The organism is Thiococcus pfennigii (genome assembly GCF_016583835.1).
Taxonomy (GTDB): Bacteria; Pseudomonadota; Gammaproteobacteria; order Chromatiales; family Chromatiaceae; genus Thiococcus; species Thiococcus pfennigii.
In genome coordinates, this window is record NZ_NRRW01000011.1 from 45,233 (window position 1) to 68,697 (window position 23,465).

General features: G+C 69.4%; 23 protein-coding genes. 5 read left to right on the top strand and 18 right to left on the bottom strand.

The window, feature by feature from the left end; all coding sequences use genetic code 11:
• Nucleotides 1-36: 36 nt before the first annotated feature.
• The 17 genes from acpP to CKO41_RS05750 form a co-directional block, all read right to left on the bottom strand.
• Nucleotides 37-273 carry an acyl carrier protein gene (gene acpP, locus CKO41_RS05670; protein ID WP_015281248.1) on the bottom strand — a complete coding sequence of 79 codons (237 nt, stop codon included), beginning with the start codon at nucleotides 271-273 and terminating at the stop codon, nucleotides 37-39.
• 164 nt (nucleotides 274-437) lie between these two features.
• Nucleotides 438-1,178 (bottom strand): 3-oxoacyl-ACP reductase FabG, encoded by a 741-nt coding sequence (fabG, locus tag CKO41_RS05675; protein ID WP_200250648.1) that lies wholly within the window; start codon nucleotides 1,176-1,178, stop codon nucleotides 438-440.
• Nucleotides 1,171-2,115: an ACP S-malonyltransferase gene (fabD, locus tag CKO41_RS05680; RefSeq protein ID WP_200250626.1), complete on the bottom strand. Its 945-nt coding sequence runs from the start codon at nucleotides 2,113-2,115 to the stop codon at nucleotides 1,171-1,173. Before fabD ends, fabG begins: the two co-directional genes overlap by 8 nt.
• 19 nt (nucleotides 2,116-2,134) lie before the next feature.
• Complete coding sequence (locus CKO41_RS05685) at nucleotides 2,135-3,094, bottom strand: beta-ketoacyl-ACP synthase III (RefSeq protein ID WP_200381503.1); 960 nt, start codon at nucleotides 3,092-3,094, stop codon at nucleotides 2,135-2,137.
• Nucleotides 3,091-4,122, bottom strand: coding sequence for a phosphate acyltransferase PlsX (plsX, locus tag CKO41_RS05690; RefSeq protein WP_200250629.1), 1,032 nt, complete (start codon nucleotides 4,120-4,122; stop codon nucleotides 3,091-3,093). Before plsX ends, CKO41_RS05685 begins: the two co-directional genes overlap by 4 nt.
• Nucleotides 4,123-4,196: 74 nt before the next feature.
• A complete protein-coding gene (rpmF, locus tag CKO41_RS05695; RefSeq protein WP_200250630.1) occupies nucleotides 4,197-4,376 on the bottom strand; it encodes a 50S ribosomal protein L32 in 180 nt (59 codons plus the stop codon).
• A gap of 21 nt (nucleotides 4,377-4,397) precedes the next feature.
• The gene (locus CKO41_RS05700) at nucleotides 4,398-4,916 is read right to left on the bottom strand and encodes a YceD family protein (protein ID WP_200250632.1); all 519 of its coding nucleotides are present in this window, start codon (nucleotides 4,914-4,916) and stop codon (nucleotides 4,398-4,400) included.
• 396 nt (nucleotides 4,917-5,312) lie between these two features.
• Nucleotides 5,313-6,608 (bottom strand): adenylosuccinate synthase, encoded by a 1,296-nt coding sequence (locus tag CKO41_RS05705; RefSeq protein WP_200381504.1) that lies wholly within the window; start codon nucleotides 6,606-6,608, stop codon nucleotides 5,313-5,315.
• A 16-nt stretch (nucleotides 6,609-6,624) separates the two neighbouring features.
• Complete coding sequence (locus CKO41_RS05710) at nucleotides 6,625-7,806, bottom strand: ATP phosphoribosyltransferase regulatory subunit (protein WP_200250635.1); 1,182 nt, start codon at nucleotides 7,804-7,806, stop codon at nucleotides 6,625-6,627.
• A gap of 9 nt (nucleotides 7,807-7,815) precedes the next feature.
• Nucleotides 7,816-8,001, bottom strand: coding sequence for a DUF2065 domain-containing protein (locus tag CKO41_RS05715; RefSeq protein WP_200250636.1), 186 nt, complete (start codon nucleotides 7,999-8,001; stop codon nucleotides 7,816-7,818).
• Nucleotides 8,002-8,109: 108 nt separating this feature from the next.
• Nucleotides 8,110-8,979: a protease modulator HflC gene (gene hflC / locus CKO41_RS05720; RefSeq protein WP_200381505.1), complete on the bottom strand. Its 870-nt coding sequence runs from the start codon at nucleotides 8,977-8,979 to the stop codon at nucleotides 8,110-8,112.
• On the bottom strand, nucleotides 8,979-10,136 hold the full coding sequence (gene hflK, locus CKO41_RS05725; protein ID WP_200381506.1) for an FtsH protease activity modulator HflK: 1,158 nt from the start codon (nucleotides 10,134-10,136) through the stop codon (nucleotides 8,979-8,981). The genes hflC and hflK overlap by 1 nt, the downstream gene beginning before the upstream one ends.
• A gap of 436 nt (nucleotides 10,137-10,572) precedes the next feature.
• The gene (hflX, locus tag CKO41_RS05730) at nucleotides 10,573-11,901 is read right to left on the bottom strand and encodes a ribosome rescue GTPase HflX (protein ID WP_200381507.1); all 1,329 of its coding nucleotides are present in this window, start codon (nucleotides 11,899-11,901) and stop codon (nucleotides 10,573-10,575) included.
• A 90-nt stretch (nucleotides 11,902-11,991) separates the two neighbouring features.
• Complete coding sequence (gene hfq / locus CKO41_RS05735; RefSeq protein WP_200250643.1) at nucleotides 11,992-12,246, bottom strand: RNA chaperone Hfq; 255 nt, start codon at nucleotides 12,244-12,246, stop codon at nucleotides 11,992-11,994.
• A gap of 95 nt (nucleotides 12,247-12,341) precedes the next feature.
• A complete protein-coding gene (gene miaA, locus CKO41_RS05740; RefSeq protein WP_200381534.1) occupies nucleotides 12,342-13,265 on the bottom strand; it encodes a tRNA (adenosine(37)-N6)-dimethylallyltransferase MiaA in 924 nt (307 codons plus the stop codon).
• Between the two features lie 55 nt (nucleotides 13,266-13,320).
• The gene (gene mutL / locus CKO41_RS05745; protein ID WP_200381508.1) at nucleotides 13,321-15,153 is read right to left on the bottom strand and encodes a DNA mismatch repair endonuclease MutL; all 1,833 of its coding nucleotides are present in this window, start codon (nucleotides 15,151-15,153) and stop codon (nucleotides 13,321-13,323) included.
• Nucleotides 15,154-15,194: 41 nt separating this feature from the next.
• Entirely contained in the window at nucleotides 15,195-17,411 is a 2,217-nt protein-coding gene (locus CKO41_RS05750; RefSeq protein WP_200381509.1) for a primosomal protein N', read from the bottom strand.
• Between the two features lie 118 nt (nucleotides 17,412-17,529).
• On the opposite strand from CKO41_RS05750, the gene CKO41_RS05755 reads away from it, so the two are divergent.
• The 3 genes from CKO41_RS05755 (at nucleotide 17,530) to CKO41_RS05765 (ending at nucleotide 19,727) form a co-directional block, all read left to right on the top strand.
• Entirely contained in the window at nucleotides 17,530-18,129 is a 600-nt protein-coding gene (locus CKO41_RS05755; protein WP_200254383.1) for an HNH endonuclease, read from the top strand.
• Between the two features lie 12 nt (nucleotides 18,130-18,141).
• The gene (locus tag CKO41_RS05760; protein WP_200381510.1) at nucleotides 18,142-19,026 is read left to right on the top strand and encodes a fructosamine kinase family protein; all 885 of its coding nucleotides are present in this window, start codon (nucleotides 18,142-18,144) and stop codon (nucleotides 19,024-19,026) included.
• A gap of 152 nt (nucleotides 19,027-19,178) precedes the next feature.
• Entirely contained in the window at nucleotides 19,179-19,727 is a 549-nt protein-coding gene (locus tag CKO41_RS05765) for a SixA phosphatase family protein (protein WP_200254387.1), read from the top strand.
• A gap of 990 nt (nucleotides 19,728-20,717) precedes the next feature.
• Here the strand turns inward: CKO41_RS05765 and CKO41_RS05770 are convergent.
• Nucleotides 20,718-21,293 (bottom strand): TlpA family protein disulfide reductase, encoded by a 576-nt coding sequence (locus tag CKO41_RS05770; RefSeq protein ID WP_200381511.1) that lies wholly within the window; start codon nucleotides 21,291-21,293, stop codon nucleotides 20,718-20,720.
• Between the two features lie 1,520 nt (nucleotides 21,294-22,813).
• On the opposite strand from CKO41_RS05770, the gene CKO41_RS05775 reads away from it, so the two are divergent.
• Together CKO41_RS05775 and CKO41_RS19090 are read left to right on the top strand one after the other, a co-directional pair.
• Nucleotides 22,814-23,047, top strand: a complete 234-nt coding sequence (locus tag CKO41_RS05775; protein ID WP_200381512.1) for an addiction module protein — start codon at nucleotides 22,814-22,816, stop codon at nucleotides 23,045-23,047.
• Nucleotides 23,047-23,349, top strand: coding sequence for a type II toxin-antitoxin system RelE/ParE family toxin (locus CKO41_RS19090; RefSeq protein WP_200381513.1), 303 nt, complete (start codon nucleotides 23,047-23,049; stop codon nucleotides 23,347-23,349). The genes CKO41_RS05775 and CKO41_RS19090 overlap by 1 nt, the downstream gene beginning before the upstream one ends.
• The last annotated feature ends 116 nt before the right edge of the window (nucleotides 23,350-23,465 follow it).

Here is a 23,465-nt window from a genome sequence, read left to right on the forward strand (position 1 = left end):
GGGCAGAATCGCACCCCTGCCCAGTCCGGGTTTGCCTCAGCCGAGGTGGGCGTTGACGTAGTCGATCGCCTGCTGCACCGTGGTGATCTTCTCGGCGTCCTCGTCCGGGATCTCGGTCTCGAACTCCTCCTCGAGGGCCATCACCAGTTCGACGGTATCGAGGGAATCGGCCCCCAGGTCGTCGACGAAGGAGGCCTCGGGGGTCACGTCCTCTTCCTTCGCCCCCAACTGCTCCACGACGATCTTGCGAACCCGCTCTTCAACGCTGCTCATTGTATTGAATCCTCATCGGTTTGATAGCCGAACCCCAAACCCCGGGGTCCGGCGTATTTTAGTGACAATCGCTTGTCGATGAAAGGCACCGAGACCGCCGGCGCCAGAGCCCAAGCCCTTGTTTTGCAGACTTTTTAACAGAAAGACCAAACGCCCGCTCAGACTCAGGCCATATGCATCCCGCCATTGACGCTCAGGGTCTCGCCGGTGATGTAGCCGGCCGCCGGGGAGACAAGGAAGGCGACGGCCGCAGCGATCTCCTCGGCCCGTCCGAGGCGCCCCAGCGGGATCCCCGCGAGGAGCGCCTCACGCTCGGGCTCGCCGAGCGCCCGCGTCATGTCCGTGTCGATGAACCCCGGGGCGACGCAATTGACGGTAATGCCGCGCGAGCCGACCTCGCGCGCGAGCGACTTCGAGAAGCCCAGCATCCCGGCCTTGGCGGCGGCGTAGTTCGCCTGCCCCCCATTGCCGCTCAGCCCGACGACCGAGGCGATATTGACGATGCGCCCCTTGCGCGCCTTCAGCATCGCCCGCAGGCAGGCCTTACTGAGCCGATAGATCGACGTGAGATTGGTCTCGATGACCGAGGCCCATTCTTCGTCCTTCATCCGCATCAGCAGATTGTCACGGGTGATCCCCGCATTATTGACGAGGATGGTCGGGGCGCCGAGTTCGGCGCCGATGCGGGCGAGGGCCGCATCGATCGAGGCCTGGTCGGCGACATCGAGCACCAGCCCCAGGCCGCGACCGCCCGCGGCGCTCAGCGCCTCGCCGATCCCGGCGGCGCCCGCCTCGGTGGTTGCGGTCCCGGCGACGGCTGCGCCCTGGGCGGCGAGTTCCAGCGCGATGGCGCGACCGATCCCCCGGCTCGCCCCCGTAACCAGGGCGATCTCCCCTTCAAGCAGCATTGGCAGCCTCCAGTGCGGTAGCAAGTGTGTCCGGATCGAAGACCGGCAAGGTCTTGAATCGCTTATCGATGCGTTTACCAAGGCCGGTCAGGACGCGGCCCGGACCGCACTCGATCGCGAGCCCGGCGCCCTCGCCGGCCAGGCGCTGCACCGTCTCGACCCAACGGACCGGGCTGTAGAGTTGGCGCACGAGCAGCTCGCGCATCCGCACCGGGTCCGGCTCGGGGGCGACGCTCGCGTTATGCAGTATTGGGATCTGGGGGGCCGCCAGCGCGACGCCGGCGAGCCGTTCAGCGAGCCGCTCGGCGGCCGGGCGCATCAACGACGAGTGGGCCGGCACGCTGACCGGCAGCGCCACCACGCCCTTCGCCCCGGCATCCTTGGCCGCCTCCGAGGCCCGCTCGACCGCGGCGCGCGCGCCGGCGATCACGACCTGACCTGGGGCGTTGAAATTGACCGCCTCCAGCACCTCGCCCTGGGCCTGGGCCTCGCAGAGCGCGACGACGTCGGCATCGGCCGCCCCGATGATGGCCGCCATCGCCCCCGCCCCCGGCGGTACCGCGGCCTGCATCAGGCGGCCGCGCTCGGCGACGACCGCGACGGCATCGACGAAGCTGAGCGCACCGGCGGCGACCAGCGCACCGTACTCGCCGAGGCTGTGGCCGGCGACGGCCTGCGGCTCGGGGCCGCCTGCGGCCTGCCAGACCCGCCAGACGGCGACCCCGGCGGCAAGCATCGCCGGCTGGGTGTTCTCCGTGCGGTCGAGCTCCTCCTTCGGCCCCTCGTCGACGAGACGCCACAGATCGCGACCCAGCACCTCCGAGGCCTCGGCGAAGGTCTCGCCGACGAGCGGATGGGCCTGGGCCAGGTCGCGCAGCATGCCGACGGCCTGCGACCCCTGGCCGGGAAACAGAAAAGCGAGCGCGGCAGACATGGTCAGGATGCTCCCGGAATCAATAGCGCAGCAGGATCGAACCCCAAGTCAGGCCGCCGCCGAAGGCCTCCATCAGGAGCGTCTGACCGCGCTGGATGCGCCCGTCGCGCACCGCGACGTCGAGCGCGAGCGGCACCGAGGCCGCCGAGGTGTTGCCATGCTGGCCGACGGTGACGACGACCCGCTCCATCGGCAGGTCCAACTTACGCGCGGTGGCCTGGATGATGCGGATATTGGCCTGATGCGGCACGAGCCAGTCGAGATCGGCGCGCGTCATCGAGGCCGCCTCGAGCGCCTCGTCGACGATGCGCCCGAGGATGGTCACGGCCATCCGAAAGACCTCGTTGCCACGCATCTCCATGTAGGGTGCGCCGGCCCCGCCGTTGCCGATCCCGCCAGGGACCTGGAGCAGGTCCTTGTAGGCGCCGTCGGCGTGGAGCTTGGTGGAGAGGATGCCGGGGTCCGACGAGGCCTCGATGACGACCGCGCCGGCACCGTCGCCGAACAGGATGGCCGTGCCGCGATCCTCCCAGTTGAGGATCCGCGAGGTGGTGTCGGCGCCGACCACGAGCGCGCGACGGGCGCTGCCGGTGCGGACGAACTTGTCGGCGACGGTCAGGGCGTAGATGAAGCCGGTACAGACGGCCTGCACGTCGAACGCCGGACAACCGTGGATGCCCAGGCGCTGCTGGAGCAGGCAGGCGGTGCTCGGGAAGATCTGGTCGGGGGTCGTGGTCGCGACGACGATCAGATCGATCGCCTCGGGCCCCAACCCGGCCGCCGCCATGGCCCGGCGAGCCGCCTGCTCGGCCAGGTCACAGCAGGTCTCGCCCTCCGCGGCGACGCGGCGGGTGTGGATCCCGGTGCGCTCGACGATCCAGTCATTGGACGTATCGAGCGTCTTCTCGAGATCGAAGTTCGTCACCACCCGCTCGGGCAGACAGCCGCCCGTACCCAGGATGCGCGAGTAGACCGTCATCCGGCTGCCCTTCTTCGCTCTTGGTCGAGATGCACGGCCACCTGCTGGGCGATGCGCTCGGGCACGTTGCTGTGGATCTCCTTCTCGGCGATGCGGATCGCGTTCTTGAAGGAGAGGCGGTCCGCCCCCCCGTGGCTCTTGATCACGATGCCGCGCAGACCGAGGAGGCTCGCGCCGTTGTATTGGCGCGGATCGTAGGTCCGTCGGAAGCGGTTGATGATCGGCAGCGCGGCGAGGCCGGAGATGCGGGTCAGCCAGTTCTGCTTGAAGCTGCGACTCAGCAGGCGACCGAGCAGTTTGGCCAGCCCCTCGCTCGTCTTCAGGGCCACGTTGCCGACGAAGCCGTCCATGACGACCAGGTCGACGTCGCCGAGATAGATGTCGTCCCCTTCGACATAGCCGACATAGTTCAGGTCGCTCGCGACCAGGAGTTCGTGCGCCTGCTTGACCTGCTCGTTGCCCTTGATCTCTTCCTCGCCGATGTTGAGCAGCCCCACCTTCGGGGCCGTCACACCCTCGACGGCGGTGATGAGCTCGCTGCCCATGACGGCGAATTGAAAGAGGTGGATCGCCGAGCAGTCGACGTTGGCGCCGAGGTCGAGCAGGTGCGTCGAGCCGTGCTGCGACGGCACGGCCGTGATGATCGCCGGGCGATCGACGCCGGGCAGTGTCTTCAGCACGAAGCGCGCGGTCGCCATCAAGGCGCCCGTATTGCCGGCGCTGACGCAGGCCTGGGCGACGCCGTCCTTGACCAGCTCGATGGCGACCCGCATCGAGGAGTCCTTCTTGTTGCGCAGCGCCCGCGACGGCGACTCGTCCATCGCGACGATCTGGGAGGCGTGACGGATGGTCACCCGCTCGTCGCTCGCAGCCCCCTGCAGCTGCTCGCGGATGGCCCCCTCGTTGCCGACGAGTATCAGCGCGAGGTCGCGGCGCTCGCCGAGAAAATCGAGCGCGGCCGGGACGACGACGCTGGGCCCGAAGTCCCCCCCCATGGCATCGAGGGCGATGGTCAGAGGGGCACTCACCGGGGCACCCGCGCGCAGGAGGGGCGCATCGGCACGGCTAGCACCGGCTTTGCAGGATGCGGGCCGGCCAACGCTCAGACGTCGCTCTTGTCGATGACCTTGCGGCCGCGATAGAAGCCGTCCGGGGACACGTGGTGACGACGATGGGTCTCCCCGGTCGTCGGCTCGGTCGACAGGGTCGGACCGGTCAGGGCATCGTGCGAGCGCCGCATGCCGCGCTTCGAAGGGGTCTTGCGATTCTGTTGGACTGCCATCTGGGCCTCCGTTCGATCATGTCAGTGTGAATGGGGCTGTCGCCAATCGGCCAGCGCCGCGAAGGGTCCACCGAGCGCCTCACCCTCGATCTGGGCGTCGCCGAGCAGCCCAGCGTCGAGGCAGTCCGGCGAGGCGTGGCGCGGGATCAGCGGGAGGGCGAGCAGCAGCTCGTCCTCGATCAGATCGCGCGGACGCACGTGGCGGTCGTCGAGGAGCAGCGGATCATAGCCCTCGGGCAGTCTGTCGACCTCATCGAGGCTCGCCACCGCGGCCATCGTCAGCGTCGCGCTCACCGGGTAGTCCATCACCTCGAGGCAACGCTGGCATTGCAGCCGCAGGACCGCCTCCAAGGTGGCACGCGCGACGCCCCGACCGTCCGGGTCGCGACCGAAATCGAACCCGAAGCGCACGACCCCATGCGGTTCCATCAGGAGCGTACGCAGCCGCGGCAACTCGCCGAGGGCCAACTCGCCACGGAACGACGCCCCCCCGGAGACGGCACGCCAAAAGTCGACTCGATCAGGCAGCGCGACAAACATAAGCAGCGCAGCTTACTTATTTCGCGTCATTTTTGTCAAGCTTCAGGGCCTTGGCCGCCACGGCGATCTCCTCTCCGGCCTCTGTACGGAATCGTCCGAGGTATCGGGCTGCGGTAGGCACCGGCCTGTCCTTGCCCGGCGACCGCCGTGCCGGCATTCGTCGGGCCGTAGGTCGGGTTAGCCCCTCAGGGCGTAACCCGACGGCCGGCGACGCGCACCCAGCGAGGCCCATGTCGGTTACGGCGCGCGCAACCCGCCCGGTCGCATGGAACGCCGTGCCAGCGCGCCCAACCCGACCTGCGCGGCCGCGGAGTCCGCCGGTGCCCCTCGGTCAAACCGCCGGGCCGGAACGGGTCCGCGTCGCGCGTGGGCCGCAGGCCCGCTCGACCGGTCTCGTCAATCGAGGAACGGGTGGCGCAGGACGACGGTCTCCTCGCGATCCGGCCCGGTCGAGATCAGGTCGATGGGGCGCTCGGTGAGTTCCTCGAACTTGCGCAGATAGGCCCTGGCGTTCTCGGGCAGGTCCTCCAGGCGACGGATGCCGACGGTCGAGGTCTGCCAGCCGGGCATCTCGATGAACTGCGGCCGACACTCGGCGAGCAGGTCGGCCCCGACCGGCGGCGCCGTGAGTTCCTCGCCGTCCAGGTCGTAGCTGACGCAGAGTTTGACGGCCTCCATGCCGTCGAGGACATCGAGCTTGGTGATGCAGATACCCGAGACGCTGTTGATCGCGAGCGAACGCTTGAGTGCGACCATGTCGATCCAGCCACAACGCCGCTTGCGCCCGGTCGTCGCGCCGAACTCGTGACCGCGGGTCCCGAGGTGATCTCCGGCGGCATCGAAGAGCTCGGTCGGGAACGGGCCGCCGCCGACACGGGTCGCGTAGGCCTTGACGATGCCGAGGATATAGTCGAGGTCGCGCGGGCCGACGCCGCTGCCGCTCGCCGCCCCGCCGGCGGTCGTCGTCGAGGAGGTCACGAAGGGGTAGGTGCCGTGGTCGATGTCGAGCAGCGAGCCCTGCGCCCCCTCGAACAGGACGTTCTTGCCGGCGGCGCGCAGCCCGTGGAGGATCCCGGGGATGTCGGCCACGAGGGGCGCCAACGCCGGCACCTCGGCGAGGGTCTCGTCGAGGACCCGCTCGTAGTCGAGTTCGTCGGCGCGGTAGTAATGCGCCAGCGTGAAGTTGTGATAGTCGAGGACCTCGCGCAGCCGCTCCTTGAAGTGCTCGGTATCGAGCAGTTCACCGAGGCGGATCCCGCGCCGCGAGACCTTGTCCTCGTAGGCGGGGCCGATGCCGCGCCCGGTGGTGCCGATGGCGCGCTGGCCGCGGGCCTTTTCGCGCGCCTGGTCGAGGGCGATGTGGTAAGGGAGGATGAGCGGACAGGCGGCGCTGATGCGCAGCCGCTCGCGCACCGGGACGCCCCCCTGCTCGAGCATCAGCAGCTCCTCGAACAGGGCCGTCGGAGAGAGCACGACGCCATTGCCGATCAGACACTGGACGTCGTCGCGCAGCACCCCGGACGGGATCAGGTGGAGGATCGTCTTGTGACCGTTGATGACCAGGGTATGGCCGGCATTGTGCCCCCCCTGGAAGCGCACGACAGCCGCCGCCTGATCGGTCAACAGGTCGACGATCTTCCCCTTGCCCTCGTCACCCCACTGGGTGCCGATGATTACAACGTTCTTGCCCATGCTCTCGTCCCGTCCGTCAATCACAGGGAGTTAATATCCAGAGTCCGTCTTCGCGGACCAGTCGTTCTTCGCACCCGAGCTGCGCCGGCGTCACCGCCTGCCCCGGCAGCTCCGTCACCACCCGTCGCCCGGCGCGGCGCAGCCGGACGATCTCGGCCTGGAGCGCCGCATCGGTCGACCAGGGGGCGAAGACCGCCCCACCCGCCTGCGCGGGCGCCGGTGCACCGTGGCGCAGCAGATCCTTCAGATCGGCGCTGAAGCCGACGGCCGGACGCGCCCGGCCGAAGACCCGGCCGATGTCGTCGTAGCGCCCGCCGCGCGCGATCTCCTGACCCCAACCCGGGACGAAGGCGGCGAACACCACGCCCGTCTTGTAGCGATAGCCGCGCAGCTCGGCCAGGTCGAAGTGGATCGGCACCTCCGGCAGCCAGCCGCGCAGTTCGTCGGCGACCCGGCGCAGATAATCGAGCGCCTCGCGCACCCCGGGATCGGCCGCCCGGAGGATACCCGCGGCCCGCTCCAACGCATCATCGCCGCACAGCTCCGCGAGCGCCAGCAGCATCGAGGCCGAGGGCTCGGCGACGCCGAGCGTCGCGATCAGGGCCTCGATCTCGGGCAACGCCTTGCGCTGCAAGACCGAGAACAAGGCCGTCTCCTGCTCGGGGGAGAGCCCCGCCTGGCGCGCCAGACCGCGGAAGATGCCGACATGACCGAGATCCAGATAGGCCGAGTCGATGCCGGCGGCGCCGAGCGTCAGCATCACCAGGCGCAGGATCTCGACATCGCTCTCGGGCCCGGCGTGGCCGTAGACCTCGGCGCCGACCTGCAGCGGACTGCGGGTCCCGGCGAAACCGTCCGGGCGGGTCCGCAGCACCGTCCCCAGATAGCAGAGCCGAGCGGGACCCTCGCGGCGCAGCTCGTGGGCGTCGATTCGGGCCACCTGGGGCGTCATGTCGGCACGCACGCCGAGCATCCGGCCGGTGACCTGATCGGTCAGCTTGAAGGTCTGGAGGTCGAGATCGTGCCCGGTGCCCGTCAGCAGCGAATCCAGATAGTCGATGAAGGGCGGGAAGACGAGCTCGTAGCCCCAGCCACGATAGAGGTCGAGGAGCTCACGGCGCAGGCCCTCGACGGCCTCCGCCCGGGGTGGCAGGATCTCTTCGATCCCGACCGGCAACAGCCAGCGCTCAGCGTCCATCCCTCCCCCTCAGTTGACGAGATACAGCAAGCCGACGCCGATCAGCATACTGACGAGACCGGTGATGCGCAGCGTCCGATCGTCGGCCCCGGCGACCTCCAACAGCGCCCGGCGGAAGCGCCCGGGGCTCAGGAACGGCAGGATCCCCTCGATCACGAACAAGAGCGCGAGCGCGACCAGCAAGGCGTGCCACATGATAGCGATTCGGATACGGGACGGGAGGATCGAGGGCGCGGCGGGACCGCTGAGGACCGAACCCGCCCGGCGGCGGGCGGATTCGATCCGGGCGCCGCGCGCCCGGCCTCAAGGGGCCGTCATCTGCTTGAAGTATTTAAAGAAATCCGAGTCCGGCTCGAGGACCATCAGGCCATCGCCCTGACCGAACGCGCCGCGGTAGGCATCCAGGCTGCGATAGAAGGAATAGAAGTCCGCGTCCTGGGTGTAGGCGAGCGCGTAGATCTCCGCCGCCTGGGCGTCGCCCTCGCCGCGCAGCATCTCGGACTCGCGGTAGGCATCGGCGATCGTCACCGTACGCTGTCGGTCGGCGTCGGCGCGGATGCGCTCGGCCGCCTCGGAACCAAGGGCGCGCAGGTCGCGGGCCACCCGCTCGCGCTCGGCGCGCATGCGGGCGTAGACGGACTCGCTGACCTCGGCCGGCAGGTCGATCTTCTTCACGCGCACGTCGACGATCTCGACGCCCAGGTCGGCCGCGCGCCGGTCGATGTCCCGGGTGAGCTGGATCATCAGTTCCTTGCGGTCCTCGGAGACGACCTCCTGGATCGTGCGCTTGCCGAATTCGTCCCGCAGACTGGTGTTGATGCGCTCGGACAGCAGTCGCGCGATGCGCGCACTGTCGCCGCCTGTCGAGCGGTAGAACTGGGCCGCATCCGCGATGCGCCACTTCGCATAGGAGTCGACGATGACGTCCTTCTTCTCGATCGTCAGGAAGCGCTGCGGACGCGCATCGAGCGTCTGGATGCGCTGATCGAAGGTCACGACGTTATTGATGAACGGCACCTTGAAGTGCAGCCCGGGCTCATCGTAGGTGCGGATGATCTCGCCGAGGCGCAGCTTGATGGCCAACTGCCACTCGTTGACGATGAAGGTCGCGGTGTAGAGGAGCAGCCCGAGGGCCGCGACGGCGACCGGGACAAAGGCTTTCGCTTGATTCATCAACGTACGCTCCGCTCGCGATTGACCGCCCGGCTCGGGGTGAGGGCGGACGTGCCCTGGACCGACGGCTGGACCTGGCCGTCCGACGATGTCGAGGCCGAGGCCGCCTTGTCACGCGACTGACGCAGGAGTTGGTCGAGGGGCAGGTACATGACGCTATCGCCATCGGCGACGTCGACGACGACCTTGCTGCTGCGGCCCAAGACCTCCTGCATGGTCTCCAGATAGAGGCGCTCGCGGGTCACGTCGGGCGCCTTGCGGTACTCGGTCAGGACCGCGAGGAAGCGAGCCGTCTGGCCCTCGGCCTCGGCGACCACGCGATCGCGATAGGCCTTGGCATCGGCGACGATGCGCGCCGCCTCGCCGCGCGCCTTGGGCAGGATCTCGTTGGCGTAGGCCTCGGCCGTGTTCTCGATGCGCTCCTTGTCCTCGCGCGCCTTGATCGCGTCATCGAAGGCGTCCTTGACCTGCTCCGGCGGGCGCGCCGGCTGCATGTTGACGGAGGTCACGAGCAACCCGGTCCGGTAGCCGTTCATCAGATCTTGGACGCGCTCCTGAATCTGCACGGCGATCGCCCCGCGGCCCTCGGTCAGGATGAAGTCCAGCCGACTCGCGCCGATCGTCGTGCGCACGACCGTCTCGGTCGCGTCGCGCAGCGTCTTGTTCGGATCCTGATCCTGGAACAGGAAGTCGGCCGCGTCCTGGATGCGCGATTGCACGGTGAGCTCGAGCTCGACGATGTTCTCGTCCTTGGTCAGCATCGCCGCCTGGTGCGTGAAGGTCGAGACCTCGTCGACGTTCACCTTGACCACCGACTCCACCGGATACGGGATGTGCCAATGCGGACCCGGGCCGGTCGTCGTCGTGTAGGCGCCGAAACGCAGCTCGACGCCGCGCTCGGCGGGACCGACGATGTAGATGCCCGTCGCCAACCAGATCGCCAGCAGGATGCCGCCGATGATGCCGATGAGCCGGGCGTTGAAGCCTCCGGCGCTTCCGCCACCGCCGCCGGTGCCGCCGGAACGCCTGCCGCCGAAGAGTCCACCCAGCTTGTCCTGGAGCTTGCGCACGACCTCGTCGAGGTCGGGCGGCCCTTGCTCGCCGCCCTTATTGCCCCAGGGGTCTCGATTGCCTCCACCTGGTTCGTTCCAGGCCATATCTACTCCGTTGCCGTCAGTGACCGATAAGGATCGTTGGTCGGTGCGGTGGCGCCCGCGCGAGGGCGAGCCGTCGCGCGGGCGCCACCGCGATGAACTTCCAGCGCGGCCCGCGAGCGGGCACCACGAGTGTTGACAGCCAGGTCTCGAAACCATTCCCTGACCCGGCACGACGCCCATGTCAACCGGCACGGCGCAACGCGCGCGCCGCGCCGCGCCGCGCCGGGTCTCCGTCGCCCGAGCCCCTCCACGCGGGAGAGGCGGGCGCGCGGCGCCCAAGACACGCATCGTTCAGGTGCCGAAGCCACTTCGGCGACCCTCTCGACGCGGTGCCCCGCCGGGCACGCGACGCGCCGGCACACGAAACAGGCGGGCCGCCTATTGTAGGGAGGCCGATCGATCGGGGCAAACCGCAGGCCATCGCGCAGCGCGCCAGTCAACCGATCCACTGGGCTGACCGATCGCCCGCCGCCCCATCCGGCGCCGCCTCCAGGGCCGCGGCGGCGACCGGATCGCGTCCGCGCAGCCGGTACAGCGCGAGCGCCGGGATCCGCACCTCCATCTCCCAGCCGCCGTCGGGCCGCTCGGCATCGACGAGGACCTCGGCGTGGCTGAACAACCAGGCCCGCACGCGCCCGTCCTGCGGTCCGAGGCACAGGCGCCGACGGGTATCGGCCCCGCGGCAGCGCTCGGCAATCGCCGCGATCAGCAGGTCGAGCCCGCCCCCATCGCCGGCGCTGACCCAGACCCGCACCGGGCGCCCCTCGGCATCGTGCTCGACGCGCGGCGCACTGTCGGGGAGCAGGTCGATCTTGTTCATGACCTCGAGCTGCGGCACCGCGTCGGCGCCGATCGCGGCGAGGACCGCCGTCACGTCCTCGATCTGCCGATCGCGGCCCGGCGCCGAGGCATCGATCACGTGCAGCAGGAGATCGGCGCTGCGCGTCTCCTCCAAGGTCGCACGGAAGGCGGCGACCAGCTCGTGCGGCAGATCGCTGACGAAGCCGACCGTGTCGGCCACCGTCACCACCTGCCCGCTCGGCAACGGCAGCCGGCGCAGCGTCGGGTCCAGGGTCGCGAAGAGCTGATCGGCCTGGTAGACGCCGGCCCCGGTCAGGCGATTGAAGAGGGTCGACTTGCCGGCGTTGGTGTAGCCGACCAGGGCCACGGCCGGCAGCTCGGCCTTGCGCCGCGCCCGCCGGCCCTGGTCACGCTGGGCGCCGATGCGCTCCAGGCGGCGCTTGAGGACCGCGATGCGCTTGTCCAGGAGGCGACGATCCGTCTCCAGCTGCGTCTCGCCCGGCCCGCGCAGACCGATACCGCCCTTCTGCCGCTCCAGGTGCGTCCAGCCGCGCACCAGGCGGGTCGCCAGGTGCTGAAGCTGGGCCAGTTCGACCTGGAGCTTGCCCTCGAACGAGCGCGCCCGCTGGGCGAAGATGTCGAGGATGAGCCCGGTGCGGTCGACGACCCGGCAGCCGAGCTCGCGCTCGAGGTTGCGCTGCTGCGCCGGCGACAGGATGTGATTGAAGATCACGAGGTCGGCCCCCGCGGCGGCGACCAGGCCCTTGAGCTCCTCGGCCTTGCCCGAGCCGATGAAGAGCCGCGCGTCCGGCGCCACGCGGGTGCCACCGAGCGTGCCGACGCAGAGCGCCCCGGCCGCGCCGGCGAGTTGGCGCAACTCCTCGGCGGCCGCCTCGCCGTCGTTCGGGCCGATCGTGAGACTCACGAGCAGGGCGCGCTCGCCGTTCGGGGGGCGCTCGAGCATCACGGGCAGACCTGCGCGGGCGCAGAGGGGCCGCGCGCCCCGGCCAGGGACCGGGGGCGCAGCACGCGCGCTTGCGGATCGAGAATCGGCTTAGACGTTGCCGGGCTCCGGCTGGCCGGCCTCGGCCGCCGACGGCAGCTTGACGTTGCGCGCCGGCACGACCGTCGAGATCGCGTGCTTGTAGATCATCTGGCTCACGTTGTTCTTCAACAGCACGACGAACTGATCGAACGACTCGATCTGCCCCTGCAACTTGATTCCGTTCACGAGGAAGATGGAGACGGGCACCCGCTCCTTACGCAAGGCATTGAGGAACGGGTCCTGGAGACTTTGACCCTTGGACATGGAGTAGCTCCTTGTTGTTCTGCAATCGTTATTATGGTCGGGAAGGCGGACGCGGATCGAGCCGCTATTGGAAGACCTCACCCGCCCCGGGAGGTTCAGCCGGCGGGCGCCGCGTTGCGGCGTCCGCGCTCGATCATCGTCAATGCGGTCGCGAGGGGATCGGCCTCGTCGAAGATCCATTCACAGCTCGACTCGGCCCTCAGCCAGGTCAGCTGCCGCCGGGCGAGCTGGCGGGTCGCAGCGATGCCGCGCTGCACCATTTCCTCGTAATTATAATCACCGTCGAGATATTTCAACATTTGCCGGTAGCCGACGCAGCGCATCGCCGGGAGTTCCGGCGTCAGATCGCCCCGCTCCAGCAGCCCGCGCACCTCGTCCTCGAATCCGGCGGCGAGCATCGCCTCGAAACGCGTCGCGATCCGGGCGTGCAGGACGGCCCGCTCACGCGGCGCCCTGACCAGCTTCACCAGGCGATAGGGTAGCACGACGCGGGCCTCACCGGCCGCGAGCAGGGCGCTCATCGGCTGGCCGGCGAGCACCCAGACCTCTAACGCCCGCTGGATGCGTTGGGGATCGTTCGGGTGCACCTGGGCGGCGGTGACCGGGTCGACCTCGGCGAGGCGCCGGTGCAGGGCCTCCCAGCCGAGCGCCCGAGCCTCCTCGTCGAGGCGCGCGCGCACCGCCGCATCGGCCTGCGGCAACACCGACAGGCCGTGCTGGAGGGCGTGAAAGTAGAGCCGGGTGCCACCGACCAGCAGCGGGATGCGCCCGGCCGCGACGATGGCAGCCATCTCGCGCAAGGCGTCCTCGCGAAAGCGCGCTGCCGAATAGGCCTCGCTCGGCTCGGCGATGTCGACCAGCCGGTGCGGCGCGCGCGCGAGGACCTCGGGCCCCGGCTTCGCGGTGCCGATGTCCATGCCGCGGTAGATCATCGCCGAGTCGACGCTGACGATCTCGCACGGGAGGCGCTCGACGAGTTGCACCGCGAGTTCGGTCTTGCGCGCCGCCGTCGGCCCCATCAGGAAGACCGCGAGCGGCCGTTCGGACGCGTCCGCCGCCGGTGCTGTCGGGTCGTCAGCGGCCACGGGAGAAGAGCCGATCGAGGTCCTGCTGGGTCAGCCGAACCCAGGTCGGGCGACCGTGATTGCACTGATCGGCCCGCGCGGTACGCTCCATGTCGCGCAGCAGCGCGTTCATCTCCTCCAGGCCGAGCCGGTGATGGGCGCGCACCGCCCGATGGCAGGCGAGCGTCGCGAGGACCCGGTCGATCTCGGCCGCGATCCGCCCGGCATCGCCGTGGACCGCGAGATCCGCGAGCAGGTCGCGCAACAGGCGCTCGGCGTCGGCACCCTGGAGCAGGGCCGGGATCGCTCGCACCGCGACCCGGTCGCGGCCGAGCGGATCGACGGCGAGCCCCAGCCCCTGGAGCAGGGCCTGGTGGGTCTCGACCAGCGCCACCTCGGCGGCGCTCACGGCGACGACCACCGGCACCAGGAGCGGCTGGCTCGTGACCCGCCCGGCCGCCCAGGCCGCCTTCAGGCGTTCGTAACCGATGCGCTCGTGGGCCGCGTGCATATCGACGATGACCAGGCCGTCCTCGGCCTGGGCGAGGACGTAGATCCCGCTCAGCTGGCCGATCGCGAGCCCGAGCGGCGGCAGTGCCCCGCCCTCGGCGGTGGACTCCTCGGCCACCGGGGGCGGCGCGGCGTCCGCGCGCGCGGCCGGCGGCCGCTGGGCGGCGAAGCTGAACCGGTAGCCGGCCCGCTCATCACCGAGCCGCAGCGGCATCGCCGCTTGGCGCGGCGTCCCAGCCGGCGGCGGCGCCCCGCCGACCAGCGGCCGCTGGTCGATCGTGGGCGACGGCGCGCCCGGCTCGGCCTCGGTGCCGGCGAGGCCACCCTCGGCCAGGCGCCGCTGGAGGGTCCGAAAGATGAAGTCATGGACCTGACGGCCCTCGCGGAAGCGGACCTCGTGCTTGGCGGGGTGGACGTTGACGTCGACGAGCCCGGCCGGCAGCTCCAGATAGAGGAGGTAGGCCGGATGGCGGGCCTGGTGCAGGACGTCCTGGAAGGCCTGACGCACGGCGTGGGTGACGAGCCTGTCGCGCACGGCCCGGCCGTTGACGAAGAAGAACTGCCGGTCCGCCTGGCTGCGCGAGAAGGCCGGGCGCACCAACCAGCCGTGCAGACGCAGGCCGACGGCCGCGGCGTCCAGGCGCAGCGCGTGTTCGAGGAAGGCCGCGCCGAGCAGCGCCTCGAGGCGGCGTTCGATGCCGGGCGGGTCGGCCGCGGCCGGCAGATCGAGCAGGCCGCGGCCGGCATGCGTCAGGCGCAGGGCGACATCGGGGCGCACCAGCGCCATGCGCTGCACGACCTGCTCGAGGTGGCCGAGCTCGGTCTTTTCGGTGCGCAGGAACTTGCGCCGCGCCGGCACGTTGAAGAAGAGGTCGCGGACCTCGACCGTCGTGCCCGTGGGGTGGGCGGCCGGCTGCGGCTCGCCGACCCGGCCCTCGCCATCGACCCGCACCTGCCAGGCGCGCTCGGCGCCGGCGGCGCGCGAGGTCAGGGTCAGGCGCGAGACCGAGGCGATGCTCGGCAGCGCCTCGCCGCGAAACCCCAGGCTCGCGACCGCCTCCAGGTCGGCCAGCCCGCCGATCTTGCTGGTCGCATGGCGCGCCAGCGCCAGCGCCAACTCCTCGACCGGGATGCCGTGGCCGTCGTCGCGGATCCGCAGCAGCTTCACCCCGCCCTGCTCCAGGTCGATCTCGATTCGCCGCGCCCCGGCATCCAGGCTGTTCTCGATCAGCTCCTTGGCGACCGAGGCCGGACGCTCGACGACCTCGCCGGCGGCGATCTGGTCGACGAGTTGGGAAGAGAGCAGGCGGATCGGCTTGGGCATGCCCGGCATGGGAGCAAAAAAGCCCCGTCCCGCGCAAGCCCGGCCCCCGCTCAGGCCATCTCCTGCGGATCGACGTCGATCGACCAGCGCACCCGCCCGGCCCCCTCGACCTGCCGCACCCTGGGCAACCAGTCGGCAAGGAACCGGCGCAGCGCCGCGCGCCGCGGCGCCTGGACGAGCAGCTGGGCGCGCCAGCGCCCGGCGCGTCGCTCCATCGGCGCCGGGGCCGGCCCCCAGAGGACGACCTCGCCGGCGTCCGGTGCGCCAGCGGCCGCAGCCGCGCGCAGGAAGGCCAACGCCTCGTCGGCCGCCCCGGCCTCGGCCCGCAGCAGGGCCTGATGGCTGAACGGCGGCAGCCCGGCGGCGCGGCGCTCGGCCAGGGCCGCCTCGGCGAAGGCCGGGTAGCCCTCGCGCAGCAGCGACACGAGGAGCGGGTGTTCGGGGTGGCGGGTCTGCACGACGACCCGCCCAGGCCGCTCGGCGCGACCGGCGCGGCCGGTCACCTGGACCAGCAGTTGGGCCATCCGCTCCGGGGCGCGGTAGTCGGCGCCGTAGAGGCCAGCGTCGGCATCCAGCACGCCGACCAGGGTGACGCCCGGGAAGTGGTGGCCCTTGGTCAGCATCTGGGTGCCGAGCAGCAGCCGGTACTCGCCGCGCCGCGCGGCGCTCAGGAGCCGCGTCAGCTCGCCCTTGCGCCGGGTGCTGTCGCGATCGACGCGGGCCAGCGGCAGGCCGGGGAAGCGCCGCGCCAGGATCTCCTCGACGCGCTCGGTCCCCTGACCGAGGGGGCGCAGATCCGGCCGGCCGCAGCTCGGACAGCGCCCCGGCGCCGGGCGGATGAGGCCGCAGTGGTGGCAGCGCAACTCGCCGCTCGCCCGATGCAGCGTCAGGCGCGCATCGCAGCGCGGGCACTCGCCGACCCAGCCGCAATCGTGGCAGGTCAGCACGGGCGCGAAGCCGCGGCGGTTGAGGAACAGGAGCACCTGGTTGCCGGCGGCGAGCTGCTCCGCGGCGAGCTGCATCAACGGCGGCGAGAGGCCGGCCTCGAGCGGCTGGGCGCGGATGTCGATCAGGGTCACGCTCGGGGCGGCGGCGCCGCTCGCCCGGCGGTGCAGCCGCAGCCAGCGGTAGCGCCCGGCATGGGCGTTGGCCAGGCTCTCGAGCGACGGGGTCGCCGAGCCGAGCACGACCGGGCAGGCGGCCTGCTGGGCGCGACGCACGGCGAGGTCGCGCCCGGAATAGCGAAACCCCTCCTGCTGCTTGAGCGACAGATCATGCTCCTCGTCGACCAGGATCAGGCCGAGGCGCGGCAGCGGCACGAAGACCGCCGAGCGGGTGCCGAGCAGCAGGTCGACCTCGCCGGCCGCGGCGCGCCGCCAGACCCGCTCGCGCTCGCCCTCGGCAAGGCCCGAGTGCAGGACCGCCATCGTGCCGCCCAGGCGCGCGGCGAAGCGCCGCTCCAGCTGCGGCGTGAGCCCGATCTCCGGCACCAGCACCAGGGCCTGCCGGCCCGCGGCGATGGCCGCCTCGAGCAGGCGGATATAGACCTCGGTCTTGCCGCTCGCGGTGACCCCCTCGAGGAGGAAGGGCGCGAAGCTACCGAAGGCGCCGCCCACCTGGTCCACGGCCGCCTGCTGGTCGGCGTTCAGCGTCGGCCCAGCACCGAGCATCGGCGGCGGGGTCCCCGCCTCGATCCGGCAGGGCGCGACCCAGCCGCGGCGCGCGAGCGCGCGCAGCACTGCCGCGCACTCACCGAGGTCGCGGGCGAGGTCGGCCGCGGGCGCCTCACCGCCGAGCGCGCGCAGGTGGGTCAGGACCTGGGCCTGGCGCGGGGCGCGTTTGATGTCGTCGAGGACGACCGCGGTGCCGGCCTCGGTCAGCCGCCAGCCGCGCTCGCCGGGCGCCGCAGCGGACCCCGAACAGGGCGCGGATCGGCGCAGCCGCGCCGGCAGCGCGCTGAAGAGCGCCTCGCCGAGCGCGTGCTGGTAGTAGTCCGCGGCCCAGCACAGGAAGGCCAGATCGGCCTCGGCGAGCAACGGGCGCTCGTCGAGGACCTCGATGACCGGCTTGAGCCGCTCGGGCGGGACGCTCGCGACCTCGGCCAGCGCGACGATCAGACCGACGCGCCGGCCGCGCCCGAAGGGGACGAGGACCCGCTGGCCCGGACCTGGCAACGGCGCGCCCGGCGCACTCGGCGGCAGGTAGTCGAACGGCTCCGGCACCGGGGCCGCGACGGCCACCCGCAAGACGGGGGAGGCCCCGCTCACGCGCCGTCCCCGGAGCGCCCTGGTCGGCCCCGCGCGGGCGCATACCCGGTACGATTGCCGCTTGCGCCACCCAAGTAGTTATGTATTATGGCTGCGGTCATCGACGCCGTAGCCAAACATGTTGCAGATCAGCCAGCAGGTCTTGCGCACGGATCTGGCCGGTATGCCCCTCGAGTGGGTGGATTACCGGGCAGCGGCCCGCCTTTATGTGCTCGGGCAGGTCGCCTACGCCTGCGGCGACACCCTCCTTCGGCTGCGCGGCGGCATCAACTCGGCGACCCACCAGCGCAGCATGCTGGAGATCCACTCGATCATCGCCACCCAGGGCACCCACCAGGCGCTGCACAGGCAGCGCGGCGACTATGTCCCGCCGCTGACGAACCGCGCCCTCTTCCAGCGCGACGACCACCTCTGCCTCTACTGCGGCGGGCGCTTCTCGGCGCGCAACCTCTCGCGCGACCATGTTCGCCCGATCAGTCAGGGCGGCGCCGACTGCTGGACCAATGTCGTCACCGCCTGCGTGCGCTGCAACAACTTCAAGGCCGGCCGCACCCCGGAGGCGGCCGGGATGGAGCTGCTCGCGGTGCCCTTCATCCCGACCCACGCCGAATACATCTTCTTGATGGGTCGCCATGTGCTCGCCGATCAGATGGCCTTTCTCCACGCCCACTTCCCGCGCACCAGTCCATTGCTGAAGCGCCGCCCCCGTTCCGCGTAGGTCCACGCACCGATGCCCGATTGGCAGGACATCGCCGCGCGCATCGCGGCCGCGACCGGCGAGCCGTTCGCGCTGCGCCCCCCGCAACACGTCGGCGGGGGCTGCATCAACCGGGCGGTGCGCCTCGGCGACGGGCGTCGCGACTACTTCGTCAAGCTCAACGACGCCAGTCAACTGGCGATGTTCGAGGCCGAGGCGGCCGGTCTCGCGGCACTCGCGGCGACCGCGACCCTGCGCGTGCCGCGCCCCCTGTGCACCGGCGTCAGCGCCGGCGAGGCCTTCCTGGCGATGGAGTATATCCCACTCGGCGGGCGTCCCGGCGCGGACGGCAAGGCCGCCGCCGGCCGCCTGCTCGCCACGCTGCACCGGGCGAGCGCCCCGGCATTCGGCTGGGAGCGCGACAACACGATCGGCTCGACCCCGCAGCCGAATGCCCCGGAACCGGACTGGGTCGTCTTCTGGCGCGAGCGACGCCTCGGGCATCAGCTGCGCCTGGCGGCGGCCAGCGGCTACCGCGGCCGCGTGCAGGAACGCGGCGCCCGCCTGCTCGAAGGCTTCGGGGCACTGATAGACCACGCCCCTCGCCCCTCGCTCCTCCATGGCGACCTGTGGGGCGGCAACCTCGGGTTCGATGCGGCAGGCCGGCCCGTCATCTTCGACCCGGCCGTCTACTACGGCGACCGCGAGGCGGACCTGGCGATGACCGAGCTCTTCGGTGGCTTCGGCAGCGACTTCTATGCCGCCTACCGCGAGGCGTGGCCGCTCGCGCCGGGCTACGCGGTGCGCAAAACCCTCTACAACCTCTATCACATCCTCAATCACCTGAACCTCTTCGGCGGCGGCTACCTCGCCCAGGCCGAGGGCATGATCGAGCGGCTCCTGGCCGAGATCGGCTGAGCGATCGACCCGGGGCGACCCGGCGCCCTGGGCGATCGACGCCCTGCCCAGCCCCGACCGAACGCCGACGCCCCATCGCGAAGGCGGCGCGGTGACGCTTTTCTTGCCGATGTGTTACAAACCGGTTCCATCACCGCTTCCCCGCTGATGGCATGCGTTTGAACCACCTCGATCTCGTCAGTCAGACCCCCCGCGAGCTGCTGCTGCTGCGCCACGCCAAGTCCGACTGGGGGGTAGACGGCGCCAAGGATTTCGACCGCCCGTTGGCCAAGCGCGGCAAGGCCGATGCGCCGCGGGTCGGCGCCTGGCTCTACCGCGAGGGGCTGGTGCCGGACCATGTCGTGAGTTCCCCCGCACAGCGCGCCCGCCAGACGGCGACCCGGATCTGCAAGGCCATGGAGCTCAAGGCCCGCAACGTCGCATGGGACGAACGCATCTACGAGGCCGACGTGGCGCGCCTGCTCGCGGTCCTCGCCGACTGCCCGGCGACGGCCCGTCTGGTGCTCCTGATCGGCCACAACCCGGGCCTCGAAGACCTGCTGCGCTACCTGATCGGCGACGAACTCGAAGAGCCCGACGACGGCAAGCTCCTCCCGACCGCCGCCGTCGCCCGCATCGAGATGCCCAAGGCATGGGACGGCCTCGAGCGCGGCTGCGGCCAGTTGATCGCCCTCACCCGCCCCAAGGCCTTGCGCGACTGACGGCGACGTCGAAACGACCGACACAAGCGGGAGAAAACAAGGGACTCGTCGAGCAGAGGCCAAGGGTTCTCCTGCCCCGGCTGTCCACTCGGCAGAGCGACGACCGATCGTCGACAAGCCGCCTCCTACGGCAGCCCCACGTCGGGTTAGGCGCGCCGGCAGGGCGGACAAATGAAAGCGAAGGCTTGCGCGCGCCGTAACCCGACAGCGGCCTCGGTGGGGCCGCTTTGGCGGCCGTCGGGTTACGCCCCGAGGACACGGCGGGATGCGCTGCGCTTTCCCGCCCTACGTTCTCGCACCCGAAAAAGAGATCTCGCGCAGAGACGCCAAGGCGCAGAGAAGGAGAAGAGGAGCGTACCGGTGACATCGACCAATGCCCTCTCTTCACTTTGCGCCTCTGCGTCTCTGCGCGAGCCCGGAGATAGCGTCTTTCGAGTCAAGTCGTCGGGGTATAGGCCGTCGGGTTACGCCCCCAGGGGGCTAACCCGACCTACGGCCCCGGCGTAGACCGGCACGGCCGCGTCTGTGGCACGGCCAGTAGGTCGGGTGAGGCGCGCCGGCACGGCGGTCGCCGAGCAGCAACAGGCCCGCGCGCGCCGTAACCCGACAGCCGTCTCCGCGGGCGTCGCCAGCGCCGGAGCCCGCTCGCGGCGCTCCGGGCAGGAGGCGGCCAATGCCGACTCGATTCCCCCGGGTAAGGCGGGATCCCCCAGCGCCCCCCAACACGGATCGACCGTCAACCGTCCAAGCATCTCGAAAAGGCCGGAGAACGGAGCCGCCCCCCTCCCAGGAAGGGAGAAACGCCATAAAGAAGCACTTTACCCGAGTTCTGCTCACAGCTAGGCAAAGCCCGCTGCGACGCCCGATGCACGTCGGGCACCGTCCAACGGCCGCTTCTAGGATGATGCATGACCCCGCGGCCACCCTCTGCCGGTCTCGAGCCCGAGGCTGGCCGTGCGATGGGGCCATCGGTGCGATCGCCGGCGCCGGTCAGTCGAAACGCCTTGGCTCGCGTGCCCCGTTCTGAAAATCGGTGAGGAGCGCATAGATCTCGTCCTCGTTCAGCAGGCCGATGTAGCGGTACCAGGTGCGGCCGTCCGGCCCGATCAACGCGTGCTGGGGAATGGTGCGCACCGAATGCCCCTCGGCGGCCACTATGCGCCGGTCCAGGCCGTAGCGGTCCGCCCAGGCCAGGGCATCCTGTCGCGTGGCCGCCGTGAAGGGCTCGCGACCGCTCGTCAGGCTCATCACGAAGCGCGTCCGCGTCAGGGGCACCTGCGCCGCCGCGCGGAAGTGGGGTGCCTGTGCGGCGCTCGCCGAACACCAGGGTGCAACATAGCTGATCCAGACGAAGTCGCCCGGGTATGCGCATACATCGATCTCCTCCCCGGATGCCGCGATGCGGGCGGGGCCGGCCCCCCGATCGCTCGTGCAGCCGCCGGCCTCATCCCAATCGGTGTAGAATTCGCCGCTCTGATCCGCCGATCCGCACGCCCCGAGGCCCAGAATGGCCAGGCTGGCCAGCAAGACGCGGACCGCCGGGCCTGATTGGGTCGCTGCCTTCACGTGTCGCTCTCCCCCATCGTCTCGACCAGTGGTCGGCTCACGGCGGATCACACTCGATGGTCGCCACCGACCGAACCCATCGCCTGGCGACCGACCTCGAATACACCCGCCTGCGCCAGCCCCCTGAAGAATCGCTCGGCGTGCCGTACCGCCTGCATGCTCGTGGGCACAGCATAACCCGACAGGCGACCGCATGTTTCGCGGTAACCCGACCCGGTCCGCACCTCGGTCGAGCCTGAGGTATCCCCACAAAATCGGCCTCGACGGCGAGTCGGTACGAACTGGGAGCGCCGGCTTTCAGCCGGCTTCGCGCGCGAGGGGCTCGATGACCCGGCGCACGACCTTCGGCACTGGAGCCAGGAGATCACCCATAAGCGCCGCTGGATGGCCGCTGCGCACGTGCCCTTCTCCCGGCCCAGACGCCGCCAACGCGGCATCGAGCCGCGACGGCGACGAGCCGGCTGGAAAGCCGGCGCTCCCAGTCAGCCGCGCGAAGGCGAGATGGCTCAGATCGCGAGAGCCGGCTTCCGTCGGGATGTCGACCTGAGCCACTGCGGTTTAGGCCATTTTTCCGGGGATACCTCAGCGGTCGACCCCGTTCGGAGATCCCTTCGCAGTCTCCGTCGTTTGGGATGCGTTAGCGAGTGGTCTGCGGGATCGCGGGATCCGACCGCAAGGCCCAGTGGACCTCACCGGCCACGATGTGCGCGACCGCCGTACCGGAGCCCAGCCATGCGCCAGACCACCGACGACATCGCCGGCATCCGCAACGCCGTTCAAACGCATCTCGGCGCTGGGAGCCAAGTGTGGCTGCTTGGCTCGCGACTCGACGACGATACCCGGGGCGGTGACATCGACATCTACATCGAACCCGCCGGCCCGCTTCCGGAGAACCTGCTCCTCCCTCGCCAGACGTTGCGTGCGGAGCTGGAGCGCCGCCTCGGGCGTCCGGCTAGGGTGTTCAATCTGGCTGGTCTCACCCTCGTTTCGCTCATGCAGTTTTCGTCCGGTCCTGCACGGACTGATTCGCTATACAGTTCAATGTCTTGCCGATCTCATGGCATGATTTCTCCGTCAAAAGATCGAGGGGCCGAAAAGTGCGTGAAAGCCGTCAGATTGAACTCCCTAGCGTCCGGCCGACCTCGTGGTACGCTGCAGCAAGCCCACCGCGTAGATGCGCCAGGCCAAGGCCAAGGCCAAGGGGGGTGCGACGATCACTGGTCGAAGCCCCCGTCGATCCCGCGATAGGCGAAGGCTCCGGTCCCTCCAGCCCCAGGAATGGCGGCGTCCCTGTCTGCGAATGCAACAATGCGATAACTCGCCCTGTCTGCTCTCTCCTGGCCCAAGGTCCGGCAGACGACGCGGAACCTGGCGAGCTCGTTGACTTCTTGGTCGACATTGGAAAGCTCGAATAATGTGCTAGGCTGTCTACAGTGTAGCACGCAAGCCATAGGAGACAGCCTAGTCAACCGTTGGACAAACCCCAATCCTTTACCTTGCAACGAAAGGCTAAAGAACTCATGCAAAGATCAATAGAAGAAATTACGGCAGAATTAATCCGACTGCCCAGAAGAGAAAGGCTGGAAATAGCCAGATTTCTTCTTTTATTGGATAATCGCTCTTCTGATTCCACTAGTGTCAGCTCTGAATGGGAACAAGAAATCAGAGATAGAGTTCATGCCGTAGAAGATGGAACAGCTGTTGGTATTGATTACGAAAAAGCAATAAAACAAATAACAAATCGCTTTGCATAATGAAAGTAACAATTCTTCAGCAAGCGTATAGAGAATTAGAGGACGCTGTAGATTACTATGAAGGGGAACAAGACGGGTTAGGATTGCGCATGATGGAAGAGGTTGATAATCATGTCAGATGGATTACAAAAAATCCTACACTTCCTCGGCTTCGAGAGGGCGGGTATCGCCGAGTAAATCTGAAAACATTTCCTTACTATATTGCGTATATGATTCACGAAGAAATATTATGGATTCTTGCTATCTCACATAGTCATCGTAAACCAGATTATTGGATTATACGAAAGAATGAACTCAGCTAACAAGGCAAATGCAGCCGACCCCAAAAGCGCGCGTCGAGCTCGCAGTTTTCTTCCTGCTTCTGTGTAAGCGCGCATTTGGGTCGCCTGATTTGCAACGTTGAACTAATCCGCTCCGC

What these genes read in the sequence shown, in the direction of transcription:
- acpP (WP_015281248.1), bottom strand. Translation starts at nt 273, where the DNA reads ATGAGCAGCGTTGAAGAGCGGGTTCGCAAGATCGTCGTGGAGCAGTTG.
- fabD (WP_200250626.1), bottom strand. Translation starts at nt 2,115, where the DNA reads ATGTCTGCCGCGCTCGCTTTTCTGTTTCCCGGCCAGGGGTCGCAGGCC.
- CKO41_RS05685 (WP_200381503.1), bottom strand. Translation starts at nt 3,094, where the DNA reads ATGACGGTCTACTCGCGCATCCTGGGTACGGGCGGCTGTCTGCCCGAG.
- rpmF (WP_200250630.1), bottom strand. Translation starts at nt 4,376, where the DNA reads ATGGCAGTCCAACAGAATCGCAAGACCCCTTCGAAGCGCGGCATGCGG.
- CKO41_RS05700 (WP_200250632.1), bottom strand. Translation starts at nt 4,916, where the DNA reads ATGTTTGTCGCGCTGCCTGATCGAGTCGACTTTTGGCGTGCCGTCTCC.
- CKO41_RS05705 (WP_200381504.1), bottom strand. Translation starts at nt 6,608, where the DNA reads ATGGGCAAGAACGTTGTAATCATCGGCACCCAGTGGGGTGACGAGGGC.
- CKO41_RS05710 (WP_200250635.1), bottom strand. Translation starts at nt 7,806, where the DNA reads ATGGACGCTGAGCGCTGGCTGTTGCCGGTCGGGATCGAAGAGATCCTG.
- CKO41_RS05715 (WP_200250636.1), bottom strand. Translation starts at nt 8,001, where the DNA reads ATGTGGCACGCCTTGCTGGTCGCGCTCGCGCTCTTGTTCGTGATCGAG.
- hflC (WP_200381505.1), bottom strand. Translation starts at nt 8,979, where the DNA reads ATGAATCAAGCGAAAGCCTTTGTCCCGGTCGCCGTCGCGGCCCTCGGG.
- hflK (WP_200381506.1), bottom strand. Translation starts at nt 10,136, where the DNA reads ATGGCCTGGAACGAACCAGGTGGAGGCAATCGAGACCCCTGGGGCAAT.
- hflX (WP_200381507.1), bottom strand. Translation starts at nt 11,901, where the DNA reads ATGCTCGAGCGCCCCCCGAACGGCGAGCGCGCCCTGCTCGTGAGTCTC.
- hfq (WP_200250643.1), bottom strand. Translation starts at nt 12,246, where the DNA reads ATGTCCAAGGGTCAAAGTCTCCAGGACCCGTTCCTCAATGCCTTGCGT.
- miaA (WP_200381534.1), bottom strand. Translation starts at nt 13,265, where the DNA reads ATGGGGCCGACGGCGGCGCGCAAGACCGAACTCGCGGTGCAACTCGTC.
- mutL (WP_200381508.1), bottom strand. Translation starts at nt 15,153, where the DNA reads ATGCCGGGCATGCCCAAGCCGATCCGCCTGCTCTCTTCCCAACTCGTC.
- CKO41_RS05755 (WP_200254383.1), top strand. Translation starts at nt 17,530, where the DNA reads ATGTTGCAGATCAGCCAGCAGGTCTTGCGCACGGATCTGGCCGGTATG.
- CKO41_RS05760 (WP_200381510.1), top strand. Translation starts at nt 18,142, where the DNA reads ATGCCCGATTGGCAGGACATCGCCGCGCGCATCGCGGCCGCGACCGGC.
- CKO41_RS05765 (WP_200254387.1), top strand. Translation starts at nt 19,179, where the DNA reads ATGCGTTTGAACCACCTCGATCTCGTCAGTCAGACCCCCCGCGAGCTG.
- CKO41_RS05775 (WP_200381512.1), top strand. Translation starts at nt 22,814, where the DNA reads ATGCAAAGATCAATAGAAGAAATTACGGCAGAATTAATCCGACTGCCC.
- CKO41_RS19090 (WP_200381513.1), top strand. Translation starts at nt 23,047, where the DNA reads ATGAAAGTAACAATTCTTCAGCAAGCGTATAGAGAATTAGAGGACGCT.